13 protein-coding genes are annotated in these 23,043 nt (G+C 63.5%); 5 read left to right on the plus strand and 8 right to left on the minus strand.

Annotation, left to right across the window (positions count from 1 at the left end):
• Positions 1–22 precede the first annotated feature (22 nt).
• The 3 genes from QSK26_RS18905 to QSK26_RS18915 form a co-directional block, all read right to left on the minus strand.
• Positions 23–988 carry a hypothetical protein gene (locus tag QSK26_RS18905; protein ID WP_285776482.1) on the minus strand — a complete coding sequence of 322 codons (966 nt, stop codon included), beginning with the start codon at positions 986–988 and terminating at the stop codon, positions 23–25.
• Positions 989–2,215: 1,227 nt separating this feature from the next.
• The gene (locus QSK26_RS18910) at positions 2,216–3,658 is read right to left on the minus strand and encodes a UvrD-helicase domain-containing protein (RefSeq protein WP_285776483.1); all 1,443 of its coding nucleotides are present in this window, start codon (positions 3,656–3,658) and stop codon (positions 2,216–2,218) included.
• Positions 3,645–5,285: an ATP-dependent nuclease gene (locus QSK26_RS18915; protein WP_285776484.1), complete on the minus strand. Its 1,641-nt coding sequence runs from the start codon at positions 5,283–5,285 to the stop codon at positions 3,645–3,647. Before QSK26_RS18915 ends, QSK26_RS18910 begins: the two co-directional genes overlap by 14 nt.
• A gap of 759 nt (positions 5,286–6,044) precedes the next feature.
• Between QSK26_RS18915 and QSK26_RS18920 the strand changes: the two genes are divergently transcribed.
• The 5 genes from QSK26_RS18920 (at position 6,045) to QSK26_RS18940 (ending at position 14,578) form a co-directional block, all read left to right on the plus strand.
• Positions 6,045–6,482 (plus strand): hypothetical protein, encoded by a 438-nt coding sequence (locus tag QSK26_RS18920; RefSeq protein ID WP_285776485.1) that lies wholly within the window; start codon positions 6,045–6,047, stop codon positions 6,480–6,482.
• 149 nt (positions 6,483–6,631) lie between these two features.
• On the plus strand, positions 6,632–7,768 hold the full coding sequence (locus tag QSK26_RS18925) for a restriction endonuclease-related protein (protein ID WP_285776486.1): 1,137 nt from the start codon (positions 6,632–6,634) through the stop codon (positions 7,766–7,768).
• Positions 7,765–11,127 (plus strand): pPIWI_RE_Z domain-containing protein, encoded by a 3,363-nt coding sequence (locus QSK26_RS18930; RefSeq protein ID WP_285776487.1) that lies wholly within the window; start codon positions 7,765–7,767, stop codon positions 11,125–11,127. Before QSK26_RS18925 ends, QSK26_RS18930 begins: the two co-directional genes overlap by 4 nt.
• 3 nt (positions 11,128–11,130) lie before the next feature.
• Positions 11,131–13,860 (plus strand): RNaseH domain-containing protein, encoded by a 2,730-nt coding sequence (locus QSK26_RS18935; RefSeq protein WP_285776488.1) that lies wholly within the window; start codon positions 11,131–11,133, stop codon positions 13,858–13,860.
• A 520-nt stretch (positions 13,861–14,380) separates the two neighbouring features.
• Positions 14,381–14,578: a hypothetical protein gene (locus QSK26_RS18940; protein WP_285776489.1), complete on the plus strand. Its 198-nt coding sequence runs from the start codon at positions 14,381–14,383 to the stop codon at positions 14,576–14,578.
• 168 nt (positions 14,579–14,746) lie between these two features.
• Here the strand turns inward: QSK26_RS18940 and QSK26_RS18945 are convergent, their stop codons facing one another.
• The 5 genes from QSK26_RS18945 to QSK26_RS18965 all read right to left on the minus strand — a co-directional run bounded on the left by QSK26_RS18945 (position 14,747) and on the right by QSK26_RS18965 (position 23,034).
• Positions 14,747–16,150: a phospholipase D-like domain-containing protein gene (locus QSK26_RS18945; protein WP_285776490.1), complete on the minus strand. Its 1,404-nt coding sequence runs from the start codon at positions 16,148–16,150 to the stop codon at positions 14,747–14,749.
• Positions 16,134–19,544 carry a serine/threonine-protein kinase gene (locus QSK26_RS18950; protein ID WP_285776491.1) on the minus strand — a complete coding sequence of 1,137 codons (3,411 nt, stop codon included), beginning with the start codon at positions 19,542–19,544 and terminating at the stop codon, positions 16,134–16,136. The genes QSK26_RS18945 and QSK26_RS18950 overlap by 17 nt, the downstream gene beginning before the upstream one ends.
• A 449-nt stretch (positions 19,545–19,993) precedes the next feature.
• Positions 19,994–20,839 (minus strand): N-6 DNA methylase, encoded by an 846-nt coding sequence (locus tag QSK26_RS18955; RefSeq protein WP_285776492.1) that lies wholly within the window; start codon positions 20,837–20,839, stop codon positions 19,994–19,996.
• A 244-nt stretch (positions 20,840–21,083) separates the two neighbouring features.
• Positions 21,084–21,269, minus strand: a complete 186-nt coding sequence (locus QSK26_RS18960) for a hypothetical protein (RefSeq protein WP_285776493.1) — start codon at positions 21,267–21,269, stop codon at positions 21,084–21,086.
• Positions 21,270–21,372: 103 nt separating this feature from the next.
• On the minus strand, positions 21,373–23,034 hold the full coding sequence (locus tag QSK26_RS18965; protein WP_285776494.1) for a DUF6119 family protein: 1,662 nt from the start codon (positions 23,032–23,034) through the stop codon (positions 21,373–21,375).
• Between the last annotated feature and the right edge of the window lie 9 nt (positions 23,035–23,043).

The following is a 23,043-nucleotide window of genomic DNA, read 5'->3' on the forward strand; positions in this document are numbered from 1 at the left end:
TCTGTCGTTATTGACAGACGACCTAATCCGGGTCGTCGAGTCCGCCGCACAGCTCCACCAACGCCAGCACCACCCTGTCATGGTCGGCGTCATCCACCGTAGCCAGGCGCAGCTGCTCGATGAGCGCATCACCTATCGCGTCGGCTCTGGCCTGCCCGATTCCGAGCGCGCCCTTCCACTGACTCCGCCTGCCTAGGAGTGGTACCAGCCGGCGTTCCTGCGGCGACAGTAGCGCGTACAGTTCACGCGCCCGCACGTCGACATCAACCGCATCCGCGTCGTCAGGCTGATCGAGCTGATCCTCGAAGGACACGAAGGTCGGCTCGCGAAGCAGCCGAAAGCGCTGCTGCAGTACACGGGCAAGATCCTCAAGGCGGACAGCCCCCTGAGCCGACTCCAGGGTCGCCTCGGCCACCGTGAGCAAGGCGTCCCTGGTCGTACGGGGAGTCATGCCAGCATGGTTCCACCGGGTGATTTCCACGCCGCGGACGCCGTAGGCGGCGCGCTGCAAGGCATCAAGGTCGCCCTGCCAGGTCCGAACTGGCCCGCTGGCCAGCATCCACCGATCTCCTTCAACGGGTTGGAACCGGTCGTCGCCTTCGAAGAGCGTCTGCAGCCTGCGCCGCAGTTGGCCCCGTGAGGTGCCCTTGGCCTGATCCTTGAGGAAGTTCTCGATCGCGGTCAGTAGCAGCCGTTCCAGGGACGGTCCGTCCGTGGCCCGAAGGTAGCAGTTGAGCAGGAACCTGTGTCCCTGTCCGGGATTGTCGCGCTCCTCCCGGGCGAACATGTCGGCGAGTAGGTGGTCGACAGCGTCGTCACTCCAGCTGCTGTGGCCCTCGGGAGGCGGGAAGTTGGTACGTGCGGACCGCGTACATTGCCGTCCCAGCTGCTGCAGAAGCGTCACGCTTGCCGAGCCTGGCTGCCCCTCACTCAGCTCTTCCAGGGCAGCTTCGGCGATCGTGCCAGTCGCTGGCTCGCCGAACGCCATGGTCGCCTCGTCATCGTCGTAGGTGTGCGAACCCGTAGCTCGCGGGACCCATTACGGCAGGCGAGGAACTGATGCTTCAACAGCGGACTCCAGGCATGCCAACCACAACTAGTAGAGGGTTGCGCTGGTGACCCTACTACATATTGTGGTCTAAGGCTAGAAGTGCGTCCGCTGGTGCGCAATCACAGGCGGTGATTATCTGGGAAGTGCCTGCTCATGCCCTAGGAGTCGCAAAGCTCCGGGCGTGTCGCGGCGTTGCCGTTGTTGTCCACGGGTGGATGCCTTGGCGGGGCTCCACAGGTGCCTTGGCTGGCCAGCGGACGGAAAATCTCCTTGGCCGGGAAGTACCACTCGGCGCGAGGTTCGCTGAGAGCGAGTTTTGATCGTCCATGTGCTTCGTCTTGACGGGCAAGCCGTTGAGGCATTCTGGCTTTGTCTTCTATTGATCATCGCCGAGGTCTGTTGTGACGCTGACGGTTCAAATGATCTACCGTGTTACACGGTCCGTACACAAGAGCAACCACGGAGCAACCAACCATGATCAAAAAAGCGATCCGAGGCCGGCGAGAACCGAGAAACCCCAGGTCGAACGCGGTATTGGAGAGTAGGGCGGGTGGGACTTGAACCCACGACCCACGGATTATGAGTCGGTTCCCTCGGTGTCGCTCAGTGTCGCGGAGTGACATTTTGTGTCGTTGTAGACGGAATTCTCCTCGCCGTCGTGTCGGAAAGTGATGATGGATGCCGTGCTGTATTGCGTACACGCGAGCAACCACCGAGCAACCGTGTGTTCTTGACCATCGGCATTATGTGCTGTTTGTCCGCTATCTCGGCCTGGCTGCGTAGGGCTGGGCTTGCATGATGAGCTCGCGTTCCCAGCAGATCGAATGCCTACGAGCAACCACCGAGCAGCCGTTTGCAAGCGATGCTCGCCGCTCAGCTACTGGATGGCGAGGTCGCGGAGGCGTCGGACCGGTGCCTCGAAGTGGTGCTCGGCGCCGTGTTCGACGGCCATGCCACGGCGGCGACCACCTGCCCTTCAGGCTCTCCGGCCAGTTGCCGTCCAGCCTTCCGGTCAGGCTCCGCGCGAATCGATGCTCCGGTCAACCCCACAACCGGGTCAGTCCGTCGGCTTGGTCCGGCTCGGAAGCCGGTCAGTACTCGCCTTACTCCGGACCGCGTGGACTCCCATTGGCGGCATCGCGATGCAGATCTCGTTCCAGAGGATCACGGCACTAGCACCGTTGCATACCTTGCCCTGGTGAGCGCGACGTAGAGCCGACGGTGCGCGTTGACGTTGTTTCGGAGGCCGTTGGCGAGTGCTCGATGGTCGTCCTCAGTCGCCTTGTAGCCGACGACATTCCACTCTTGTCCCTTGGCTTGGTGGACCGTCAGCCCTGGGATGTAGCTGAGAGCATCTGCAGTCGTACGGAGCCGGATACGTTCGATGTACGCCGCAAGATGAGGGCGTTGCAAACGAAGGCGGGCGTTGCTGCGTCGAAGTATGGCAATCATCTCTTCTGACGCAGCCTCGGTTGCTTCATTCGGTCGTTGCAGCACACTTAGCGCTTGGTCCATCGCATCAGACAGATTCGTTTCTGGCGCTAGCCCGAGACGGTTTAGAGCCTCGTGCACATAGACCGCTGACGTATTGAGGACCTTCCGTGTGATGTGGTTTAGCAGCAATGTCGCGGCGGCCATCCCATTGGTCGTGGGTTGGCCGAAGGAAAGCGGCAGCACGTGTGGCCCGGTCTCCCATAGGTCGTCCCACCGGCTGGCCAATATCACATCGACCTGCTGTTCTGGTTCCATAAAGGAAACGTTCGCCGGTATACCGGACCGCATTGCGGCGGACAAGCTTTGGGTGGCGGCACTGCGGAAGCGGAACGATCTCGTCAGCGAGTGGGAGAGGAACCCAAAGTCTGCGATTAGCTTTGGTACTTCTGCAGGCGTTGCGCCGCGGAAGGCATACAGAGCCTGCCACGGGTCACCGATGAGCGTCACTGGGATCCCCAGATTGCAGGCGAGACGGATGATCTGAAGGTCGAGTTCGTTACCGTCGAAGACCTCATCGACTACGAGCGCCCGAACGGCGTCGAGCATGTAGTCCGCGATCGCCCTGGATAACGCTCCCTCTTCAAGGATCGCGGTTATAAGTGCTCGAACCTCCTCATGTGTGCAGTGTCCATCTGCAAGGGCCTCGGCGAAGATACTGGTCTCTCGGTAGCTGACCCGGCCATTGGTGATCGTGAGATATGGATAGATGGGTTTCTTTGGATTGATCTTGATACCCCAGATCTCCCACTTGTCGCTGACTGTTAGAACTTGGTGTCCGCCAGGCCATTGGAGGAGCCCGCGCCGAAGTAGGTGCGTGACTAGGTCGCGCAGGAAGGCGTCGAACGTGTCGACGCGGTGGGGCCAGGCCAGTGCGGTCCCACCCCACCGGTGCTTGATGCGTTGCTTGAGCTCGGCGACCGCTGCCCGCGTGAAGCTAAGGGCGACCACCGCGCGCGTATCGGGTTGTGTCGTGTAGCGCAGCGTGCCGAAGCGTTCCGCAGCGACCGCTGTCTTACCTGATCCCGGCGACGCCTCGATGTAAAGACGTGAGTTCCTGGATGTTACGGCGGAGAGCTGCTCACGAGTCAGGTGCGTGTTGCTAATCCTGGACAAGGCCAGTCCAGATGAAGTCGTCAAGGGGCTGCTGATCGAACTCTTCCGGCGGGATACCGCCGTCCTGCTCAGGGTTGGCCGCAGTCGCTGGTGCGACATTCGGGTCATAGAGGAAGTCGAAGAGGTCGGCCATGTGTTTCGGCACTTGAACTGATTGGGGAGCATGGTTGATGCGATCCTCAAGTTCTGCCGCAAGGTGAAGAGCGAACTCACCTTTGTCTTTCGCGGCGGCACCTGGTGGGAGGGCAGCTCCGTTATTCCTACTCGCTGCCACACCGCTGCGAAAAAGCTCGTGAATCGTGATGGGGGAGATGGGGTCCGGATGGGGGACACCGATGGCGGTCAGTGCCTCAGCCACGGCCATCTCGTTTCCCTTGACGATGGCGGGTTCCAGTGTTGGATGGCTTGGGAAGTATCCAACAACGTCGGGAGAGTGATCTGCGAGCCACTTAGGGCGTGTGGGTACCTGCCCCATGGGCTGATCGCTGTCCCGCATGATCGCGAGACGGTCGCAGATTTCCTGGCCTTGGGCCGCCAGTAGTCGAACGGCCCATGAGCCGACTTTGTGACCCATTGGAATGATTCCTAGGGCATTAACGAACGACTGCTTCTTTCGATCCATGCCCGCCCATGACCTGCCGAACTGGCGCAGGATCGTGACATCTGTGACGCCCTCAACAAGGACGAGGCGCTCGGCAAATAGAGCCGATGACCGCATCGCGTCCATATGGAGGCGCGCCTTCGTCAATACCGTGTTGCGATCCACGATGGGCAAACTGGCCACAGTACGCGTTGCTCGTCCGCCGTTCCGGAGCTGGCGCATAATGATCAGCTCTGTGGGTGCACAGGCGGAGATGATGTCGGACGCGCTGGTCGTCAGGATAACCTGGAGCTCGGGACGAGTCTTAACCATGCCGCGTAGGTAGCGGACAAGCCCGTGTTGCAGTTGGGGGTGCAAATGTGCCTCAGGTTCCTCGATTACCACAGTCGCGTGAAAAGCAGGCGTTGGGAAGAAGGCGTCCTCCTCCAGTTCGCGCTCTTCGTCCACGATCCGAAGTTCCGCTTCGGGGTCCAGTTCCGCCTCTCGATCCTCGGGCGTGTCTTTGCGATCGCCGTCCTCGCCGGCACATGCTGCCAACTGGCCTGACGGAGCAGTGAGATCGGGGATGGCTGCCAGCGTCACCGCGATATGGAGCAGGTTCACATAGCCTAGACTGCTGATCTCCAGCCGGTGGGCTTCCATACGATCGTCCGTGGCGGCGAGCAGCAACTCCAGCACGCGAGCCAGGTACGCATCATCTATCTGCTGGCCACGCACGAAGGGAACGTGCGGGTTGATCCCATCAGACAGATCCGCGAGATACTCCCCGATCCTGTCCTCAACTTCTTGGATCAAAGGGTCCTTTGAGAGCTCCTCCAGCAGGTACTCAGCCCGGCGCCTCAAGCCGTAGAGACTGCGTCGTCCGCTGATTCGCTGCTGGTGAGCGCGGAGGAGTTCGATGAGCACTCGCGCTTCGCGCCTCGCTAGTTCGTCGACGGGGTTGCGATCGGCGGGCAGGTAAACCAACCGGATGTAGTTCTCTCCTTGCGGAAGAACATGATCAAACTCTCTGCCGACCTGTCCCATGCGACGAAAGAGTCGCCGAGACCAGGTGATCGAGGCGCCGCTCGTCCCCACGCCCTGGGCGCCCAGCAGTGCGTCAAGAGGACCTGCGCCTGGGCTGGAGGACCCCGCCTGCTCGTACGTGACGGAAACCCGGCGGGGTGTGGCCCCAAGCAGAGACCCCGGGAACCGGCCGATCCAGGGAAAGACCTCGCGATGCGCGAGGTAGATGGCCTCGCTGACCGTGCTCTTCCCCGCGTTGTTGGGGCCCGCGAGGACGCTGAACCGCCCGGGGAATTCACACTCGATGGGGCTCGTGGCGCTTGCCCGAAATCCACTCACCGTAACTCGCTTGAGAAGCATCTGTCGCTATGCTCCCATCCATGGCAGTAGCCCCGTTGTAACCCGCTAAACCCCCGTACAACAAATGATGCCGCGAGCGCACGGTGTCTCGGACCACTTCGTGTTCTGATCAGACGGTCCAGGGGCTGCCGAGCTCCGATCCCTGCACGTCATGCGAGAGGTGAGCGAAAGGCCCTCATGTTGGAGATGTAGGGAGCACATGGGCAAGCTTGCAGCTGCCAGTCAGCCCGGCGGGCGGGCTGGCGTGAGCCTGCCAGCGCTGCCGGGCTCGGTGCACGACGTAACCGTGACTCGGACGGCCGGCTTGATCGACGCCTTGACCCACGCTGGACTTATACACCTCGAATGCGCCCAACTACAGCTGTAGCGTCGTCATGCTTTCCCGATTCGCCCGTCTTGCAGTAGTGGAGAGGGAGCAAGATGGGCGAGCCGGTGGTGTACAAGCGGTGCGGTCGCTTAGCTCAGGACAGGACCTGCCCCGATCTGGCTGACGAAGGTCACGGTTCGTGGTACTTCGCGATCCAGGTGTTGGGCCCGAGCGGATTTAGGGAGCGGGTACGGCGGGGCGGCTTCCGCATCGCAGAGCACGCCTTGCAGGTTGCCCGCGAACGGGCCGCCGCCGATGCCTCCGATGTGGTGAATGCCGCGCGCATCGTGGCACAGTGGCTGCGGCACTGGCTGACCATCCTCCAGCCCGTCTGTGAGCGCACCCGGCAGGGCTACGCCGATCATGTTCGGATCCACTTGATCCCCGGCTTGGGTCGAGTCCGACTGACGGAGCTGTCGCCGGTCGACCTGCGTCGCTTCTTTGCCAGCCGGGTTGTTATTCAAATGCTTGATACCTTTTGTCGCTTGTAGTTGGCTCATGGCATAAGGGCAACGCGGACTACCCTCCTGATACTTAAAGTCGGGGATTGCTCCGAATGGGCTATTTGTCGTGAAGCTTTCGTGATTGATGGCTGTCCGGCGGCCCGTTTTTGTCGGTGGCGAGGTCTATGCTGCCCCGCATGGCGCAACACACGTCGTCGACTGAGGAAACGACAGAGCCGGTCCGGCCGTGGCCTACCGAGTGGAACACGGTGGCAATCAGCCTTGTGGCCAGTGGGTTTGTCGAACTGTCACAGAAACTGGACCGGCAGGGAGCCTTCCCGGTGCCGTATCCGCCAGCCTTGCAACGCGGTCTCGACCGGTTGACGGCGATGGGCGTCGCGGCCGAGGCGGAAGTACCACGCAGCGTCATGGATTTGGCGGCGTGGGCGCACCGTCCGTTCTCGGAGTGGCCCTTCCGTCCCGACGTGGAGGGTCTGAACGACGACGAGTCGCTTTTGATGGACGGCAAGCCCAGCAAGGCGTGCCTGGAATGGGCGGTGGTAAGTGGAGACGTCGAGGGCGAGATCCGCGAACGCTTGCTGATTCACGGCGTACTCGACGTGTGCAAGGCGAACGACGATCCCGACGCCTACGTTCGCTTTCGGCAGCTGTTGGTGGAGAAGCCAGCCATGTCGGAGCGGGATCTGCTGGTCACAATGGCCAAGCCCGGCTATGCGGTACTCGCTCACCATCTGCGTAACGCCTACCGTTCCGCGCCCGCGGAAGCGCTGGTCGACGGCGAGGCGGTGGTGTGTGGAGGTTGCGGACATCTGTGGACCGTGCAGGTTGACAGTGTCCGCCGGTGCGGTGAGTGGGACTGCCCAGCGCCTACGACCGTCAGGAAGCGCCTGCCCGCCTCGGAGGGTGTGGTGTGGCTGAGCCGCGAGCTCCGCATGTTCGTGTCCGGTCCTGGACGTGCGGAGCTACGGATCGCCAAGGCGCTGGAGCGCGCTGGAATCAGCGTACGGTTGTGGCCCGACTTCGACGCCTGCGACGTCCTGCCCGTGGAGGTGCCGTGGGCGGCTGACGTCAAGTCGTGGACGAACCCGGTTCGGCTGGCCTGGCGGTTGACCGAGCGCCCCTTCGTGATCCCGCCTGGCGCCGAACGCGGCTTCATCGTGATCGCGAAGGAGCAGACGGCGGGTCGACCCGAGTACCTGCGGGCTCTGCGAAACCACTGCACCTGGTTGAAGGGGCAGTCCCGCGTTGAGGCGGTGTCGGAGAAGACGTTCATCGAGCGGGTGGTCCGCGAGTTCCGGAAGGCGCAGTCGTGAGGGACAGCAGCACGTGGAAGAAGGAGTTCGCCAGGACGCTGCGGCGTGAATCAGATGCCCCGGAAGGGCGAGCGGTCCTGCGGCTGATCGATATTGAGCTGGTGCTGTTTCTGGTCCAGCGGGTCGCGCCGGGCCAATCGATCCTCGATGCGTGGGCCTTGCTGGGCGGATACCCCTTTCTGCACACCGGCCGCACACCCATCCCCGCTGAACACGAATCCATGATCGGCGTGGCCCGGCACCTGGTGTTGTGGTTCAAAGACCGCGAGGACTGGCGTACTGCGCTGGAGGAGTACGCCGACTACCCGGAGAGCATCCGGGGCTACGAGGTGGACCTGATCACCGGTACCGCCTCACAGCGGGAACCCAGAGAGCTGGACAACCGCTTCGACTACTACGAGAACGTCCTGTCCAACGCACCGCCGGATCTGACGAGCAAAATCACGACCGCCGTCCCTGGGCGCTTTTTCAACCAGGCCGAGCCGACGACCAGTGTGACGATCCCGGCCTGGTTCCCCAGCCGCCCTCGTGGCCGCAGCCACGATGTGCTTGCCCGACGCGACCGCGAGCCGATTGACCTGAAGTGGTCGGAACTGGTCACCGCGGCACAGTGGGGCGACGATCGCGAGGCTGAGCTGAAGTGGCCTGAGAAGATGCGGTCGAACTGGGTGGACAGGCTAACGCGGGTGACTCTCGAAGTCCGTCAAGCCGACGACAGCTTCTCCGCCTCGAAGAAACTGACGATCGCCGGGATCATGCACATGATCGGCATGGTCGGGGCTGGCAAGAGCACGCTGGTGGAAGTGTTGCTTCTGTGGTGCCACCTCAACAACAAGCGCGTATGCGTGGTCGCCGACAATGTGACGTCGGTGCTGCGTAAGACGGTGCACCTACAGGCTCTCGGCATACGCGCGGCTCCCGTGCTGGGACAGTCCAACCGCGTCCAACACCTGACGCGCCTGCACCGGTTGACCAACCCCCGCAATGGCCGTATCGCCCCCGTGGGCGACCGGATGTTCGACCTGACCAGCACCGCGTGCTCGCTGGACGGGTTGCGCGACCACGCCGCGACGTCCTGGGAACTGCGGCACGCACCCTGCTCGGGTCTGATCCCCGAAGCCGGTGACGGCCTGGACGACAAGTTGAAAGCCCAGTCGTGTCCGGCCTGGCACACCTGTCAACGGCATGAGCCCTCGCGTGACCTGGTGGAGGCAACGGTCTGGGTTGCGACCACGGCGAGCCTCATCCACACCTCGGTGCCCAAGCAGCTCAACGAGGAACGGCTGCGCTACCTCGAACTCGCATGGCGCCGCAGCGACCTGATCATCGTCGACGAGGCCGACCAGGTTCAGGCCCAGTTGGATTCGGTATTCAGCCCCGAACAGCAACTCATCGGAGAGGATTACGACGCCTGGCTCGACGAGGTCATCGACCGCACCAAGAGAACAATCCGCCAAGCCGGCCGTGAGCCCATGCACGAACCGCTGGTGCGGCATTGGCTGGTCAACCTCGACAACGCCAACATCGCGGTGGACATCATGTACTCGGCGCTGTCACGTGATAGCGCCCGACCACAACCGGCCTTGTCCCGCCGATGGCTGGACAAGGCGTACTTCACCGAGTGGACGCTGTCACAGCAACTGGCCCAGTCGTGGGCCGGGTTCGGGCCGGCCAAGAGTAACAGCCACCACCCCGTCGAAGGCTGGGAGGACGACCCGGTCTACCGCAGATTGCGCCATGCCTTCGATGGAGTGATCGACGACCCGCTCGGTGCGAAGGGCACCGACGACGAACTCACCGAGCAGATGATCACCCTCACCGCGCAGGTTCTTCGGGATGCCAACGAGTCCGTTCGTCTTCGCAGGGTTGGTGACTGGCTGGAAGCCACTGCCAAAAGACTCACCGAGCAGGGCTTGGCGCTCACCATCGACGATCTGGAGCGCCAAGCCGTCCGCCTGGAGTTCACCCTCGCGGTCGCGGTGCTGGCCAAGTCCCTGGATCAGGCGATGGACATGTTCCGGGCCGTGGAGATGGAGCTGGGCCTGGAAGGCACCAGTTCCGCCCTGTTCCACCGCGCCCCGGCGGACTACCAGCCCGTCGTCCCGGACTCGCCGATGGGCAACGTGCTGGGCTTCCAGTACCTCGACGAAGACCACGACCAGCGCAAGGGGCGCTCCAAGATGGGGCGACTGCGGTTCTTCCGCTGCAGTGGCATCGGCCGATGGGTATTGCTGCACCTGCACGAGTTGTTCCGCACCGACTCCGACCACGGTCCCAACGTGCTGCTGCTGTCGGGCACCAGTTGGGCCGGAACCTCGGCCCGCTACCACATAGATATCCCTGTCACCGCGATTCTGACGCCCCCGAAGAAAGAACTGGCCGCAGTTCGGGCCAGCCGCTTCGAGTTCTTTCCCCTCTTCGCTGGCGACACCACGGCCCCGATCAAGGTGTCGGGCAAGTCCGGCGAGCAACGCGAACTGGCCTTGCGGCAGATGATCGCCGAGCTGGCCAACCCCGGTGCAGGCAAGAGCATCTTGGAGCAACATCGGGACTCCCTGCCGGCGAACCGGCAACGACTGCTGCTGCTGGTCGGCAGCTACGCCGAAGCCCGCATGGTCGCCCAGCACTTGGTCTCGCTGCGCAGCAGCTGGCAGGACCACGTCTTGCACTTGGTGGCCGACGACGAAGAGTTCACCGACTCCTGGGACGGAGCCAACGGCCTGCGACGTGGGGACGTGCACACTCTGGCCCAGACATCCGCCTGGATCCTCGTGGCACCGTTGCTGGCAGTCGAGCGCGGGCACAACATCCTCAACGACGATGGTCAGGCTGCGATCGGGGCCGCCTACTTCCTCGTCCGCCCTCACCCACGCCCCGACGACCTCAGCTACGTCATCCAGCGCGTCAACCGGTGGGCCACGCACCAGATTCGCAACAGGTTCCCGGCGGTCGAAGCCGCCGACCGCGCCACTCTCGGGCGGTGCGCCACCGCATTCCGCTCCGCAGGCCACCGCCAATGGAGATGGCTGCTCAACCTCAAGCTCGCCTACAGCAACCTCCCGGTACATGAGCGAGAAGCCCTGGCCTGGACACAGTTGGTCACCATCTGGCAGGTGATCGGCCGACTGGTACGCGGAGGAGTTCCCGCCGAGGTCTACTTCTGCGACGCGGCCTTCGCTCCCAACGCGGCCCGCCGCTCGGAGAACAACAGCGACGACGCCTCGCTGAGCCTGCTCATCGGCTTGCGGGACGTTCTGTCGCCCTACTTCGCCAACGGTTGCACCGACCCCGACACCTACCTTGTCGAAACCCTCTACGGTTGCCTGCACGAGGCGCTCGCCCAGCTCGAAGGACTATGACCTATGCCGGCCAAGCCCAAGTACGAACAGCTCCAACTTGCCGCGTTTCGGCTGCGGACCGACGTCCCCTGGGAACGCCGCCTGTACCTGCTGCGCTTCCCCGAGGCGTGGAAGAAGCCGCTGACCACCCTGGCCAAACCACGACGCAACGGCGAGGAGATCCGCTCCATCCCGATCGCGCTGCTCAACGACGTCATCAGTGCCCTCGTACCCGACGTCATCACGGTCGCCACCCGCGCGACGATCGGCGAGAACGCACCGTGGATCTACAGCGACGTCGAGGTGGACACCGAATCGCTGTTCCTCATCATCGCCACCTGGGTCCGTGCTATCGCAAGCCACCCCGGCAAGGCTGACGCGATACTGGGTAAGTTGCACCATTCCGACCTGGCTTGGACCCCGCTGGACGTCGACTTCACCAAGTTGACCTCCGACACCGATGACCGGATCCGCTCGGATGAGCTCTACCGTCTTCTGCCTCACGTCATTGCCGCCGAGCTGAGCGCGCCGAACCTCCAGCACGTTCATCTGATGCCGAAGAACCCCGATGCGGATCCCGACGACGAGTCGACCGAAGTCGAGCAGGTGATCTCACGGTTCCGCCGCACCCCCTCCGAAGAGGGCGCGTGCGTCATGAACTGGCCCCCACATCGCATGCCCCAGCGGCCACTGTCGTACATGATCAACATCACGGCTCAGAGCCGGGCCTTCGGCTCGCAGCCCCTGGTTAATCTCTCGGTGGGAACACGCAGGTGGGCCCACAAGGAAGCCAAACTGAGCTTCAGTCACGGGCATAGCGTCTACATGCTGCCCTCCCTCCCTTGGCTGCCTGGGCTAAACCAATCTCGCAGCTTCCTTGTCGCATCCATTGAATCCTGGAAGAAGGAAGCACCCGAGACAGACGATGGCTTCGAGTACTCGGCCCGCTGGGCTGGCGGCAAGATCGGAAGGATCCTCCGGGAACTAGGACTCACCGAGGAAGGCAAGCTGCCCGATCCCGAGGCGCTCAAGAAGACGCCCGCCAAGTACCTTGCGGCACCCAATGCCGCGGCCCTCGTCTACAGCAACGGCATGTACCCCTTCGACCACCCCGTCGCTCCGGGAACGTCGCTTGCGGACAAAGTCCCCATCGTCAATTGGGCTGCCAACACCCTCGCCGACCGACTGGTCCCCGTTGAACCCCTACGCAAGGGGACCAAGACTGTGCTGGACCTCAAGAAGCTCAAGGAGAGCAAATTTGCTGCCTCGGAAGCCGCGCAACTGCGGCAGTCCATCGCAGACACCGTCGGCGACACCCTGGGCATCGATATCTTCTACGACACCACACACACCAAGAACTACGCCCGCGCCACGCTTGCCAAACTCCTCGGCATCGAGGTGCCCGAGGACACCGATCGCCTCACCGGCAAACCCGTAACCGTCACCACCGACGAACTCACCGTTCTCCTCACCGTGCGCCCCGTCGGCGCCTGGGGTGGCGGACTGGCCAACGGCACCGCCATCACCGACAAAGATCGTTTCCAGGCCGCTGTTCACAACCGCATCGACAAGATCGGCGAAGAACTCGGCGACGCCGAAGTGCCCACAATCTCTTTGGTCGAAATCAAGGGCCGAAAGTCCTACGCCGGCAAACAACGGACCTCCGACCCCAAGTTCGCCATCAAGGCCGGCTTGTCCCGAACCGGTCGATTGGCCCAATGTGTCACCGAAGCTCCTGAACCGACACCATCCGAAGGTGACGAAGAAGCCCTCACATCGGATTCCAGTCTAGAGAAGATGCAATTCAGCTGGTACGACCTCCTGCGTCAACTGGGAGTCCGCACCGCGGACCTTCCCGTCCAACTGGACAAGACCACCATCCAGGAAAGACCGGCTTACCTGGCCTTCTGGCTAATCCGCCAAAACCAGCGCAGCCGCTGGGAAGGCATCACCCGCCAAGTCCCGGTTGCTGTCCTTATTGATCCCACGGGACGCCACATACAAGCTTGCGCCCCTAACGTCCGATGGGCGCCCCTGCACCGAGCCCAGCACGAGATCAGCCGGCACCATATGCTCACCGACCAGAAGCGCACGCCCGAAGAGATCACCCGCTTCTTCGAGCAAGTCCTCCGCAGTGTCGCCCGCCAGTACCCGTCTCTGCTGTTGCTCACCAGCGCCCAAAATCTCAGATGGGGCTGGCCACACCTCAACAACACCGACATGGCCATAGACACCATCAAGTTCGGCCAGCAACCCCAGGACATCACCCGCTACCCAGGGCTGCGTCATGTTCGGCTACGCACGACCGAACGCGATGAGGTGCCCGACGCCTGGGCCGTCAACAGCAAAGAAGAAGGCCATGCGCCAGGTTGCTGGCCTGACGAAAACCGCGTCTTCTTCAGTACCGGCGAAAAACCTCGGAGCGCCAGCAAGGCCGTCAAGAGCGCATCGAAAGTTGTCCCCCGGTGGAGGAAAGGGCAGCTCGTCAACCCGTCGACCAAGTCGATGGTATGGAACGCTCGCGCTCTCGAACTCACCGTTGTAGCGATCCAACCCGGTGATGATCCGGAAGAATGGGCTGCGCTCGTCCACGACCTCCGCTGGGCCACACCGCACTACGAGTACTCTATCTCGCTGCCTTGGCCGCTCGCCGTGGCCAAGCAGATTGCTCAATACATCATGCCTCTCGACCTCATCGAGGATGTCGAAGAAATCGAAGCGGATATCTCGTCGCCTGTGGAAGACGGACAGTAGGAGCAACATGAGATAAAGATCTCGAAGGCCGGGTGCACGGTGGACTGGCCGGCTCGGCTACCAGGTCGACGAGGCGACCGGACGCCGGATCCTGCGGAGCCGGAGGGGCGGGACCGGCCCCACGAAGCGCCGACACCTCGTGGAGGACCTTCCTGCGCGCCCAGGCGCAAGGCCTGCTGGCCGTCGACTTCTTCCATGTCGACACGACTTCCTTGAAGCACCTATACATGCTGTTCGTCATAGAAGTCACCACCCGGTGTGTGGCATCCTCGGCGTGACCGCCCAACCCGACCGGTGCCTGCACGGCCCAGCAGGCCCGCAGCCTGGTGATGGACCTCGGGACGCGGATCGGCTCGTTTCGCTTTCTCATCCGTGACCGTGATACCAAGTTCACTGGTGTCTTCGACGCGGTCTTCGCCGGCGCGGGTGTGGCGGCGGTGAAGATTCCTCCGCGCAAGCCGCGGGCTAACTGCTACGCCAGCGATGGGTCCGTACCGTACGGGCCGAGTACATCGACTGCATGCTGATCTACAATAAATGGCACCTGCGGTCGGTGCTGACCGAGTATGCCGATTACTACAGCGGCCATCGACCACAGCAGTCCCGTCGGCAGCGGCCACCTGATCACGACGAGCGGACCGTGATGCCGCTGGAAGGCCGGATCGAACACCAGAAGGTGCTCGGCGGGCTGATCAACGAGTACAGTCGAACCGCGTAGCCGCTTCGGAGAAGCCTCAGCTCAAGGTCGATGCGACGAATTTTGAAGCGGTACAGGCATTATCGGCAGGCGCGGACTTGCATGGATGGAGCTTTCCCACAGGCGCGCTGGCCTTCGAATTCCTCGATGCCGCAATGAGGGCCGATGGCCACCTCGCCGCCACGCAGATTATCCGATGGCGTCATCTTGGATGACCTGAACAAAATGATCGTACTGGGCATCCGTTATGGTGCGGCTACGGACGAGAGTGCCTTCTTCTCTGCGAAAAGTTCGGTCGGAGTCTCCGCGGAAGGACAGCCAGTTGAAGCTAGTGGATACCCAGATGTTGTCGAAAATGAAGACTTTGGCATGATTGTTGATTATCCGCGTGTACGTGAGCTTGTCGGGAAAGCGACGCGCAAGGTTTTTCAGCTTCCGGTCGGCATCAGGGTCAGGCAAGTCGTCTTCGTAGCCGTGAGCAATGTGGACGCGGACGCCACGCCGCAATCGACTCTCAAGCTTGCTGATGAAGTCGGTATTGACTACTGAGCGCCTCACCCAGGGGACGATGAGCAGGATCCGCGTGGTGGCAATGGTAAGTGCGGTGTTTAGTAGGGCGGGATGCTCGAACACACTGATCCCCCGCACCTCCAAGGTCGGTGGTGGACCGGCCATGGCAGGATTCTGTGGTGGCGCCTGTACGGGCCCTGGCGGCGACGCAGGCGTGGTCGCACGAGGGGGCGAGGGGGAGAGTTCCGCTGGGCTGGTGGGTTCGACTGGGATGCGCTGGCGTTCTAGCTCGGCGTCCAGGGGTGGGTGCTCAGCTGGCTGCTCGACGCGGATATTGAGTTTGGTGACGGCGTCTAGCCTGGCCAGGGCATGTTCGTGGACCTTGCTGAGCTCGTCGTTGACGACCATGCTCAACACGATGTCAGTGCCGGTGGTGTCAGCGTAGATCAGAAGTTTGACCTGTAGGTAGCGGGGCTTGCCCTCGCGGATCTTCTTAACGGTGATGACTTCGACGCCTTCGTCGCCGGTCAGTTTGAGCAGGTTGTTGAGGACGGCGGGGGTGATGTCGTCGTCCTTGCTGATAACCCAGTCGGGATCCGCCGGAAGGATGATCAGTCCATGGTCGGTGGCCTGGTGCCGGTTGAGCAGGTCGCGTTTGTCGCAGGGGATCAGCCGCCAGCTCAGGCGGTCGAAGTACAGGTCGAGGTCTCGCCGGATAGGGGTGATCTCGGAGACCTCGGTGACCATGCGCTCCCCGGCGGGAGTGAGCTGCAGGATTTTGGCTCCGAGACGGGCATAGCGGAGGGTTCCCTGGGAGAATTGGTCGGCCAAGGCGTCATGGACGAGGGCCTCGGGCAATCCGAGCAGTGCGCTGATCTGGGAACTGGTGTTGACGCCCTTTTTGACGAGGCGCAGGACGAACTCATCCAGCACTGGCAAGGGCTTGCGTTCCTGCGCCAGGACCTCGGCGGTGACGGGGGTGATTGGTAGCGCGGCGTCGGTGACGGCGACCAAGATGCGGCCGGGTTGCTTGTCGCCGTATAGGCGTGCAAGGTCGTGGTCGGCTTCAGGGGCGGTCGGCATCTCGGATCTCGCAGTCGTCGCCGTGGGTACGGATGTAGGTGAGCACGTTGTTCAATGCCCCGGTTGTCTTCTGGCAGCCGCCGGCATCGCCGATGATGGTCAAGCCGTAGCGAGCGCGCGAGAGCGCCACATTGATCCGGCGCCAGTGTTTGTCACCGAGGAACCCCAGTCGACCGTGGGGGTTGCTGCGGGTAACGGTAAAGATGGCCAGGTCGCATTCGCGTCCTTGGACCGAGTCGACCGAGAGCGCTAGGACGTCCAGGTGAGTGGGGCTGAGGGTCGCTAGCCGACGCCGGAGCTCTTCGACCTGCTGGCTGTAAGGGGCGATCAGCAGCACTTCCAGTCGGCCGCCCGAAGGCTGGATCAAGTTGTGGCCCACCGCTGCGTCCAGGATTTGCAGCCGCTTGATGACCTGCTGGGCTTCGGCGCGGTTGGAATAGCTGGTGCCGCTGTCGCCGCCAGGCTGTTCGAAGCGGGCCGAGCCGAGTGGGGCGGTGTCGATCCACAGCACCGGCTTGCCGAACTTGTCGTATCCGGGTAGAGCGCCGGTACGCGGAGAGACCAGCCTGTTGTCGTAGAAGCATGCCGAGATCAGATTGCCGATCGGCGGGATCATCCGGTACTGCTCACGCAGCAGGTGCTTGGCGGTCTCCGGGAGGTGGTCGGCCAAGTGTTGAAACAGCGTCGTAGTGACTAGCGGTTCCGATAGCTGGTATTGCTCCATGAGCTGGTTGTCACGTAGCAGATCCTCGACCAATGGAGGCAGTTGCCGGGTATCGCCGACCAGGATGGCGCGGCGAGCCCGCGATAGGGGAACGAGTGTCTCAGTGGCGGTGGCCTTGGACGCCTCGTCGAAGATGCACAGGTCGAAGTCCAGGTTGCCGACCGCCCGCTGTGCCAGGAACCCAATGGCCGTACCGGCGACGACAGTCCGGGTGCGCAGGAACGCCTCAATCATGCCGCGGTCAGACTCGATACGGTGCAGCCACTCGGTCTGCAGCTCCAGCAGTTGCATCAGATGCTCGCTCGTGACGGAGCCTCCGACTACTGCCTCCACTCCATGGCGGATATCCGCGGCGGTGGGGTCGGAGCCAAGGGTCAGGTCACCGGCGAGGTGGCGCCGGGCCTGCTCCAACAGCTCATCGCGTTCCTCAATTAGCTCGGCGAGCCGACCGCGGGCCGCTACGGCGTCGTCGGCGTCGTCGTTCAGAGGGCTGGCACCGGTGCGCTGGGTGGCCAGCTCGGCGGCCCGGCTCTGGACGTGCTGGATGTCGCCCAGCACGGCCGCTAGTTCCTGCATGATCGCTGCGGCGCGCAGGTGTCGCTCCTCCAAGCCGTGACTGGCGGCGAGAGCGGCGATGTGCCGTTGAGCGTTGCTGCGGATGCCGGCCACCCACGACTTGATCTGACGTTCGAGCAGGAGTGGATGAGCTTGCTCGGAAATTCGAGGATCGTCGCGTCGACCGAGGCGGACGGTGCCGGTGACTCCGGCTTCCTCCAGGTGCTGCAGGGCATTGTCAATGGCGATGTGGGTTTGGCTGACCAGCAGGATTCGGGTGCGCGGGTCGCGGCGCAGGACCTGCTGAACAATCTCGGCGATCACGGTAGTCTTCCCGGTTCCCGGTGGCCCCTCCACCAGAAGCAGTTCGCTACTGCCCAGCGCGGACCGGACGACAGCGCGTTTGCTGTCGTCCAGTTCCTTCCGGAACCATGAACCGATCTCGGCAGATGCCCCGGACGGCAGCTCCGATGGTTCGGCGATCGCACGGTGTAACTGTGGGTTAGCCGATTCCCGTGCCGAGACTCGCTGCAGTGCCTCGCGCTGCCGCGACAGCGCGGCCTTGTCCGGCCCCAGGTAGGGTAGCAAGCGGCCCGTAGGGGGAACGTCACGGATGTCATGGCGGAACCGCAGAGTCAGCTGTTCATGCCCCTGGTCGACAACATCCCCGCGGCCGATGACCCGGTTGAGTTTCGGGGCGAAAACCTCCCACTCCTCTCCGACCAACATCTGGTCGGTGGCCTGCGCTAAGAAGAAGTCGACCTGCCGACCACGTTCCTGTCGATCGGTGAACTCCAACGGCTGTCGTCCGGCTCGGGCCAGTTCCTCCTTGGCGTCCAGCAGTCGCCGCCAACCGGCAAGCAGATCGCCTAGGTCCTGTTCGGGGCCCGCGGCAGGTTCCTGGTGCTCATCCAGCGCCTCCACCAGCGTGTCCAGGCCTCGGTCGGCGCCGACCGGCTTGTGGGCGCCGAACCGGAAGCTCACTAGTTGACCCACTGAGCACGCCCTGTTGCGCGCACGGTCACGCCAATCGCTCTCTGGCCGATCGGCCGCCACGACCACCAACCGGGTCGGCTCGCGCTCGTCGACGACCACTGAGAGCCTGTACTTCTGCCCGAGCAGTTGGAATCGACGCCGGTCAGAAAGCCCGGTGTCCCGATTGCTCCGGAACTCGGCGAAGCACTCCTCTGCCAGGTCTTCCATGACCTCGGCTTCGGCCATGGCTACATCCGGCGACCCCGCAGCCCACTCCAGGATCTTGCTGGCAGCGCTCTGGGTCATCTTCAACCACACGGTGTTGGTATGGCGCGCCACCCTGGCCCCAGCGGCCCCCAGCGACGCCTGCAATTGGATTTCCAGTACCGCACCGTTGAGTGGTCGGGCACGCGGATCGGTGTCCACGCATGCGCGCAGTACCTGGCGCACCTCAGCGGGCAGTTCCAGCCGCTCCAGGGCGGGCAGCAGCTCGGCGTGGACGACGGGCCGAGTCTCGGCCATCGAGGTAATCGCAACGACACCGAAGCTGAACACATCGCGCACGAAGGGCAGGAGTGCCTCCGGTTCTGGAGGCGTGTACACCCCAGATCCGAACCTTGCCATCGTCGGTCCACCGTCGGCCCCGGCGACCACATCGAGGAGCTTGGCGATCCCGAAGTCTGCGAGTTTGACACTCGCCTCAGAAGTGATCAAGATGTTGCTGGGCTTGATATCGCGATGTTCGATGTTCTTCAGATGTGCGTGCGCCAGCGCGCTGGCCAGCGGTATCCCGACCCGTGAGAAGAAGTCCCGCCACCCCTGGCGGCCCTCTTGCGCTAGCGCGTCAGACCAAGTGTGCTCGGCCCACTCCAGCGCCAGGTAGTAGCGTCCGCGGACCTGGTCCCAGCCTGCCTCGATCAGACGCACGATATGCGGGTGGGTCAACGACCGGAGGGTCCTGCTCTCACGCTCGAAGAACTGCCTGATGGTTTCGTCCTCGCCATCGGCGTGGAGCAGCTTTATGGCTACATGTGAGCCGTCGTGGCTATCCAACGCCTTGCGGATCTCCGAGGATGCCCCACCAACTCGAGGCGGCTCACCGGTGATGATTACGAAGCGATTGTTGACGAGCTCCATCATCACTCCTCGGCCCTCTGCCACAGTGCTGGTGGCGCGATCATCCTAACCGAATCCCCTCTTCAACGATTTCCGTCGTCGAATTTTCGATATAGCGCAAAGAAGCACTAATCGTCTGATTTGACGCATTTTTGTCCAGAGGTCGCGGATCTGGGTCGCGGATCAGTGTGGCGAGCTGGGCGCGAGTGGATTACCTGGCACGGGTCTTGACCGAGCCAGATGATGAATCGGCACCCGCACCGCGAAGCGGCTGAGACCGGTGGCGGCGTGTGTGTGCCCGAAACTCGGCCGTTGGGGCTGACCTCGGGTTTGGCGTTCCCGTTCTTGCAGGCATGATCGCTGTCCATGGCGCTGCGGCTGCTCTATCTGATCTTCGTTCAACTCGCGGGTTGGGTGGTGCTGCTGGCTCGCTCACAGAGGTCGAAGGACGCGGAGATCCTCCTCTTGCGTCATCAGCTCGCGGTGTTGCGTCGGCAGGTGGCAAGGCCCCGGCCGTCGTGGGCGGATTGTGCGGTGATCAGCGCGCTGGCGCGGCTGCTTTCTCCAGCCGGTCGGCGGCGGTTGTTCGTGACGCCGGGCACGCTGCTGCGCTGGCACGCCGATCTCGTACGGCGGCGCTGGACATCAAACGCCGCGCCCAGGGGCGGCCTCCCACCCGCGCCTCCATCCGGACCTTGGCACTTCGTCTGGCCCGGGAGAACCCGCTGTGGGGATACCGGCGGATCGCCGGAGAACTCGCCGCTCCGGGCTACCGGGTGGGAGCCTCCACGGTGTGGCTCATCTTGAAGAAGGCCGGCATCGACCCCGTACCGCGACGCGCGGGACCGACCTGGAGCGAGTTCATACGTGCTCAAGCCACGGGGGATCCTGGCGTGCGACTTCTTCCACTGCGACACCATGCTGTTCAAACGCCTGTATTGCCCGGTCGTCATGGAGACCAGTACCCGCCGGGTCCACGTCCTTGGTGTCACCGAGCATCCGACCGGGTCGTGGGTTGCGCAGCAGGCCAGGAACTTGATGATCGAGCTGGGGGACAGAATCCGATCGCCCTCCAGCGGCATGAGCATGCTCGCCATAAGCTGGACGATCCCGCTGGGTGTGTAGTACTCGCCGCGTATTCCATGCCGGGTCGAGAACCGCTCCAAACAGTCTTCGAACAGGTCGTGAGGGCTATCCACCAGGTCCAGCGCAAGGACGAGCGCCAGCAACTGCTGGTCGGCTGCGGGGGACAGGCTCGGCAGAAAGATGTCTTTCGCTGGCTGGGACCCGTCGTGCCGATCGTTCTCCAGCAGCCGCACCTCTGAAACCAGCTGCGCCAGCGCCTGTCCCGCTCCTTGAACGCCCGCACGGGTGATCAGGCTCTCCCACGTCGGCCATGGCTGAGCGGTTCCGCATTCTGCTGCTCTTCCATGCCTCGTACGAAGAACACGCGGAGTGCCAGGTGGTACGCGACCGACGGGGAGGCCAAACTGGTCAGCCCGTCGACCGCGTCCCACACCTTGGTCAGCTTGTGGGACTCGGCCGCATCGGAACGCGTGCCAGTCACAGGACCCCCAGTGAGCTCGCCACCAGAAGACCCAATGTCATCGTGGCGCCGAATGCCACGGCTCCTCCCTGGATCGCTGCGGGAACGCGGTTCCCCCCGATGCTCCGCAGGATGCCGCCGACCAGCCCCACAATGATCGAGAGCGGACCGATCACGATCACAACCCAGATCTTGTCGTTCACCCGAACCCGTCTCCTTCGAACGGTGCTGAGGGCTACGAAGCCCTCGATCAACAGCACGCCGTTTGGGAAATAGCGCGGGGTGGGAGAGCAAGCTCCGCGGGCTCTACCCGTCACATGTGCACGGGCGGCCGCGGACACCGACGACCTCGATCGTGACTCCCCAAGCCCGGAGGACAGTGGCGGTGTGCAGGAGGGCGACCTGCGCGAAGGGAAAGAGCGTGTCGGCGGTGAGCTCGGTACCGTCCTTCAAAAGGATCGCCAGCACCACCTTCTTGGGCTGGAAGCCCTCGGGCAGGTTCCACCCGCCGGGAGCCTGCGCCACCTTCTCCCGAAACCCGGCCACGGCCTCAGGGTCGTGCTGAAGAGCCTGGACCGCCACGAGCACCTGCTTGAGCAGGTGGCTGAGCGCACCGGCCCGGTACGCGCGCTTGGCCATCATCAGCGTGCCGTCGGAGTAGAGCACGTCGCAGATCTCCACGCCGTTGCCCCGGTGCAGCCGGGTCTTCACGAGCTTCTTGTCCATGCAGAGAAAGCCGCGACCCGAGTTCTCGATGTCCTCGCAGAAGCGGTGCTCATCGTGCGCGAGGTCCCACGCGGGCAGGTTCTCCGTAGCCGAGGAGACGATCAGCCTCTCCACATGGTCGCGGACCGTGGCGAGGTAGGCGGGACCGATCTTGTACCAGTCCTCGTCGAGCAGGAAGAACCGCCGGTCGCCCAGCGCCACGTCGGCCTCCACCCACCGCAGAGCAGTCGAGCACCAGATCACGTCGTCGCTGCGCGCGCGGCTGTCCTCATAGAGAACGACCTTGCCCGCGCGCAGGGCCTCCACCCTGGCGCCAGCCCGCTGCACGCGCGCCCGGTCAAGTAGATAGGGGAGGTTGAAGGTGTCGCTCACCTTTCCCTGCCGGCTGTTGACCCGGATCTGAAAGGCACGAGCGGCCAGGTAGTGGTCCCAACGGCCCTTCGGAACGGCTCCCGTCACCCGGCCCTCGTCGGGCCCACTGAGGAGGTCGTCCAGGGCCTCCTCCAGCCTGGCGATGAGGTTCGTGTCGGTGATCTCTGTGATGTACTCGACGAACTCCAGGTCCGGGTGCGGGCGTTCCTCGCGGCAGACCCGTGAGATTTCCCGGACGTCGGAGAGGAGGTCCGGGCCGTCGACTCCGAGGTGCAGCCGGAGCCCGACGCCACCGTGAGCACTGGAGACGCGCGCCCGGCTCCGCGAGGAGACGGTGAGCTTCACACCACTGAGCCGGCCACCGATCGTGCGGACAATCTGCGCGTGCTCCTCGATCCCGAAGGTCCGCACGGACGCCCCGCCGGGAACCACCGTGATGTCGGTCTTCCCGCTGCCGGGCGTCTGCCGGACCAGGTCGTTGATCTCGGCGGGGTTGACCTGTCGGATGGCGAAGCGCAGCCCGAAGCGCTTGTCCTTCAGGCGATCGGCGATGAGGTGGTGGCCGAGCCCGTAGCCGATGGCGTACACCTCGTTGCCCAGGGCGAACATGAGCAGCGATGCGGGGTTGATGCTGGGGCGGGAGACCCAGCGGTGGCTGGTGCGCCGCAGATCGGGGTACCAGCTCGCCTCGGCCTTGGCGAATACGCCATCGATCATGATCGCGGGCACGCCGAGCTCGTTGGTCAGGATTTCGAGATCGGCGCTGATCGAAATCAGCTGGGCCATGTCGAGGGCGTCGCACATGGCCTCGACGGTGGGGTCCACGCCCTTGAGGCGGTACAGGGTGCGCTTGGTGGTGGTGTTGGTCATCGATGTGCT

Source organism: Microtetraspora sp. NBRC 13810 (assembly GCF_030268685.1).
Lineage (GTDB): Bacteria > Actinomycetota > Actinomycetes > Streptosporangiales > Streptosporangiaceae > BSRQ01.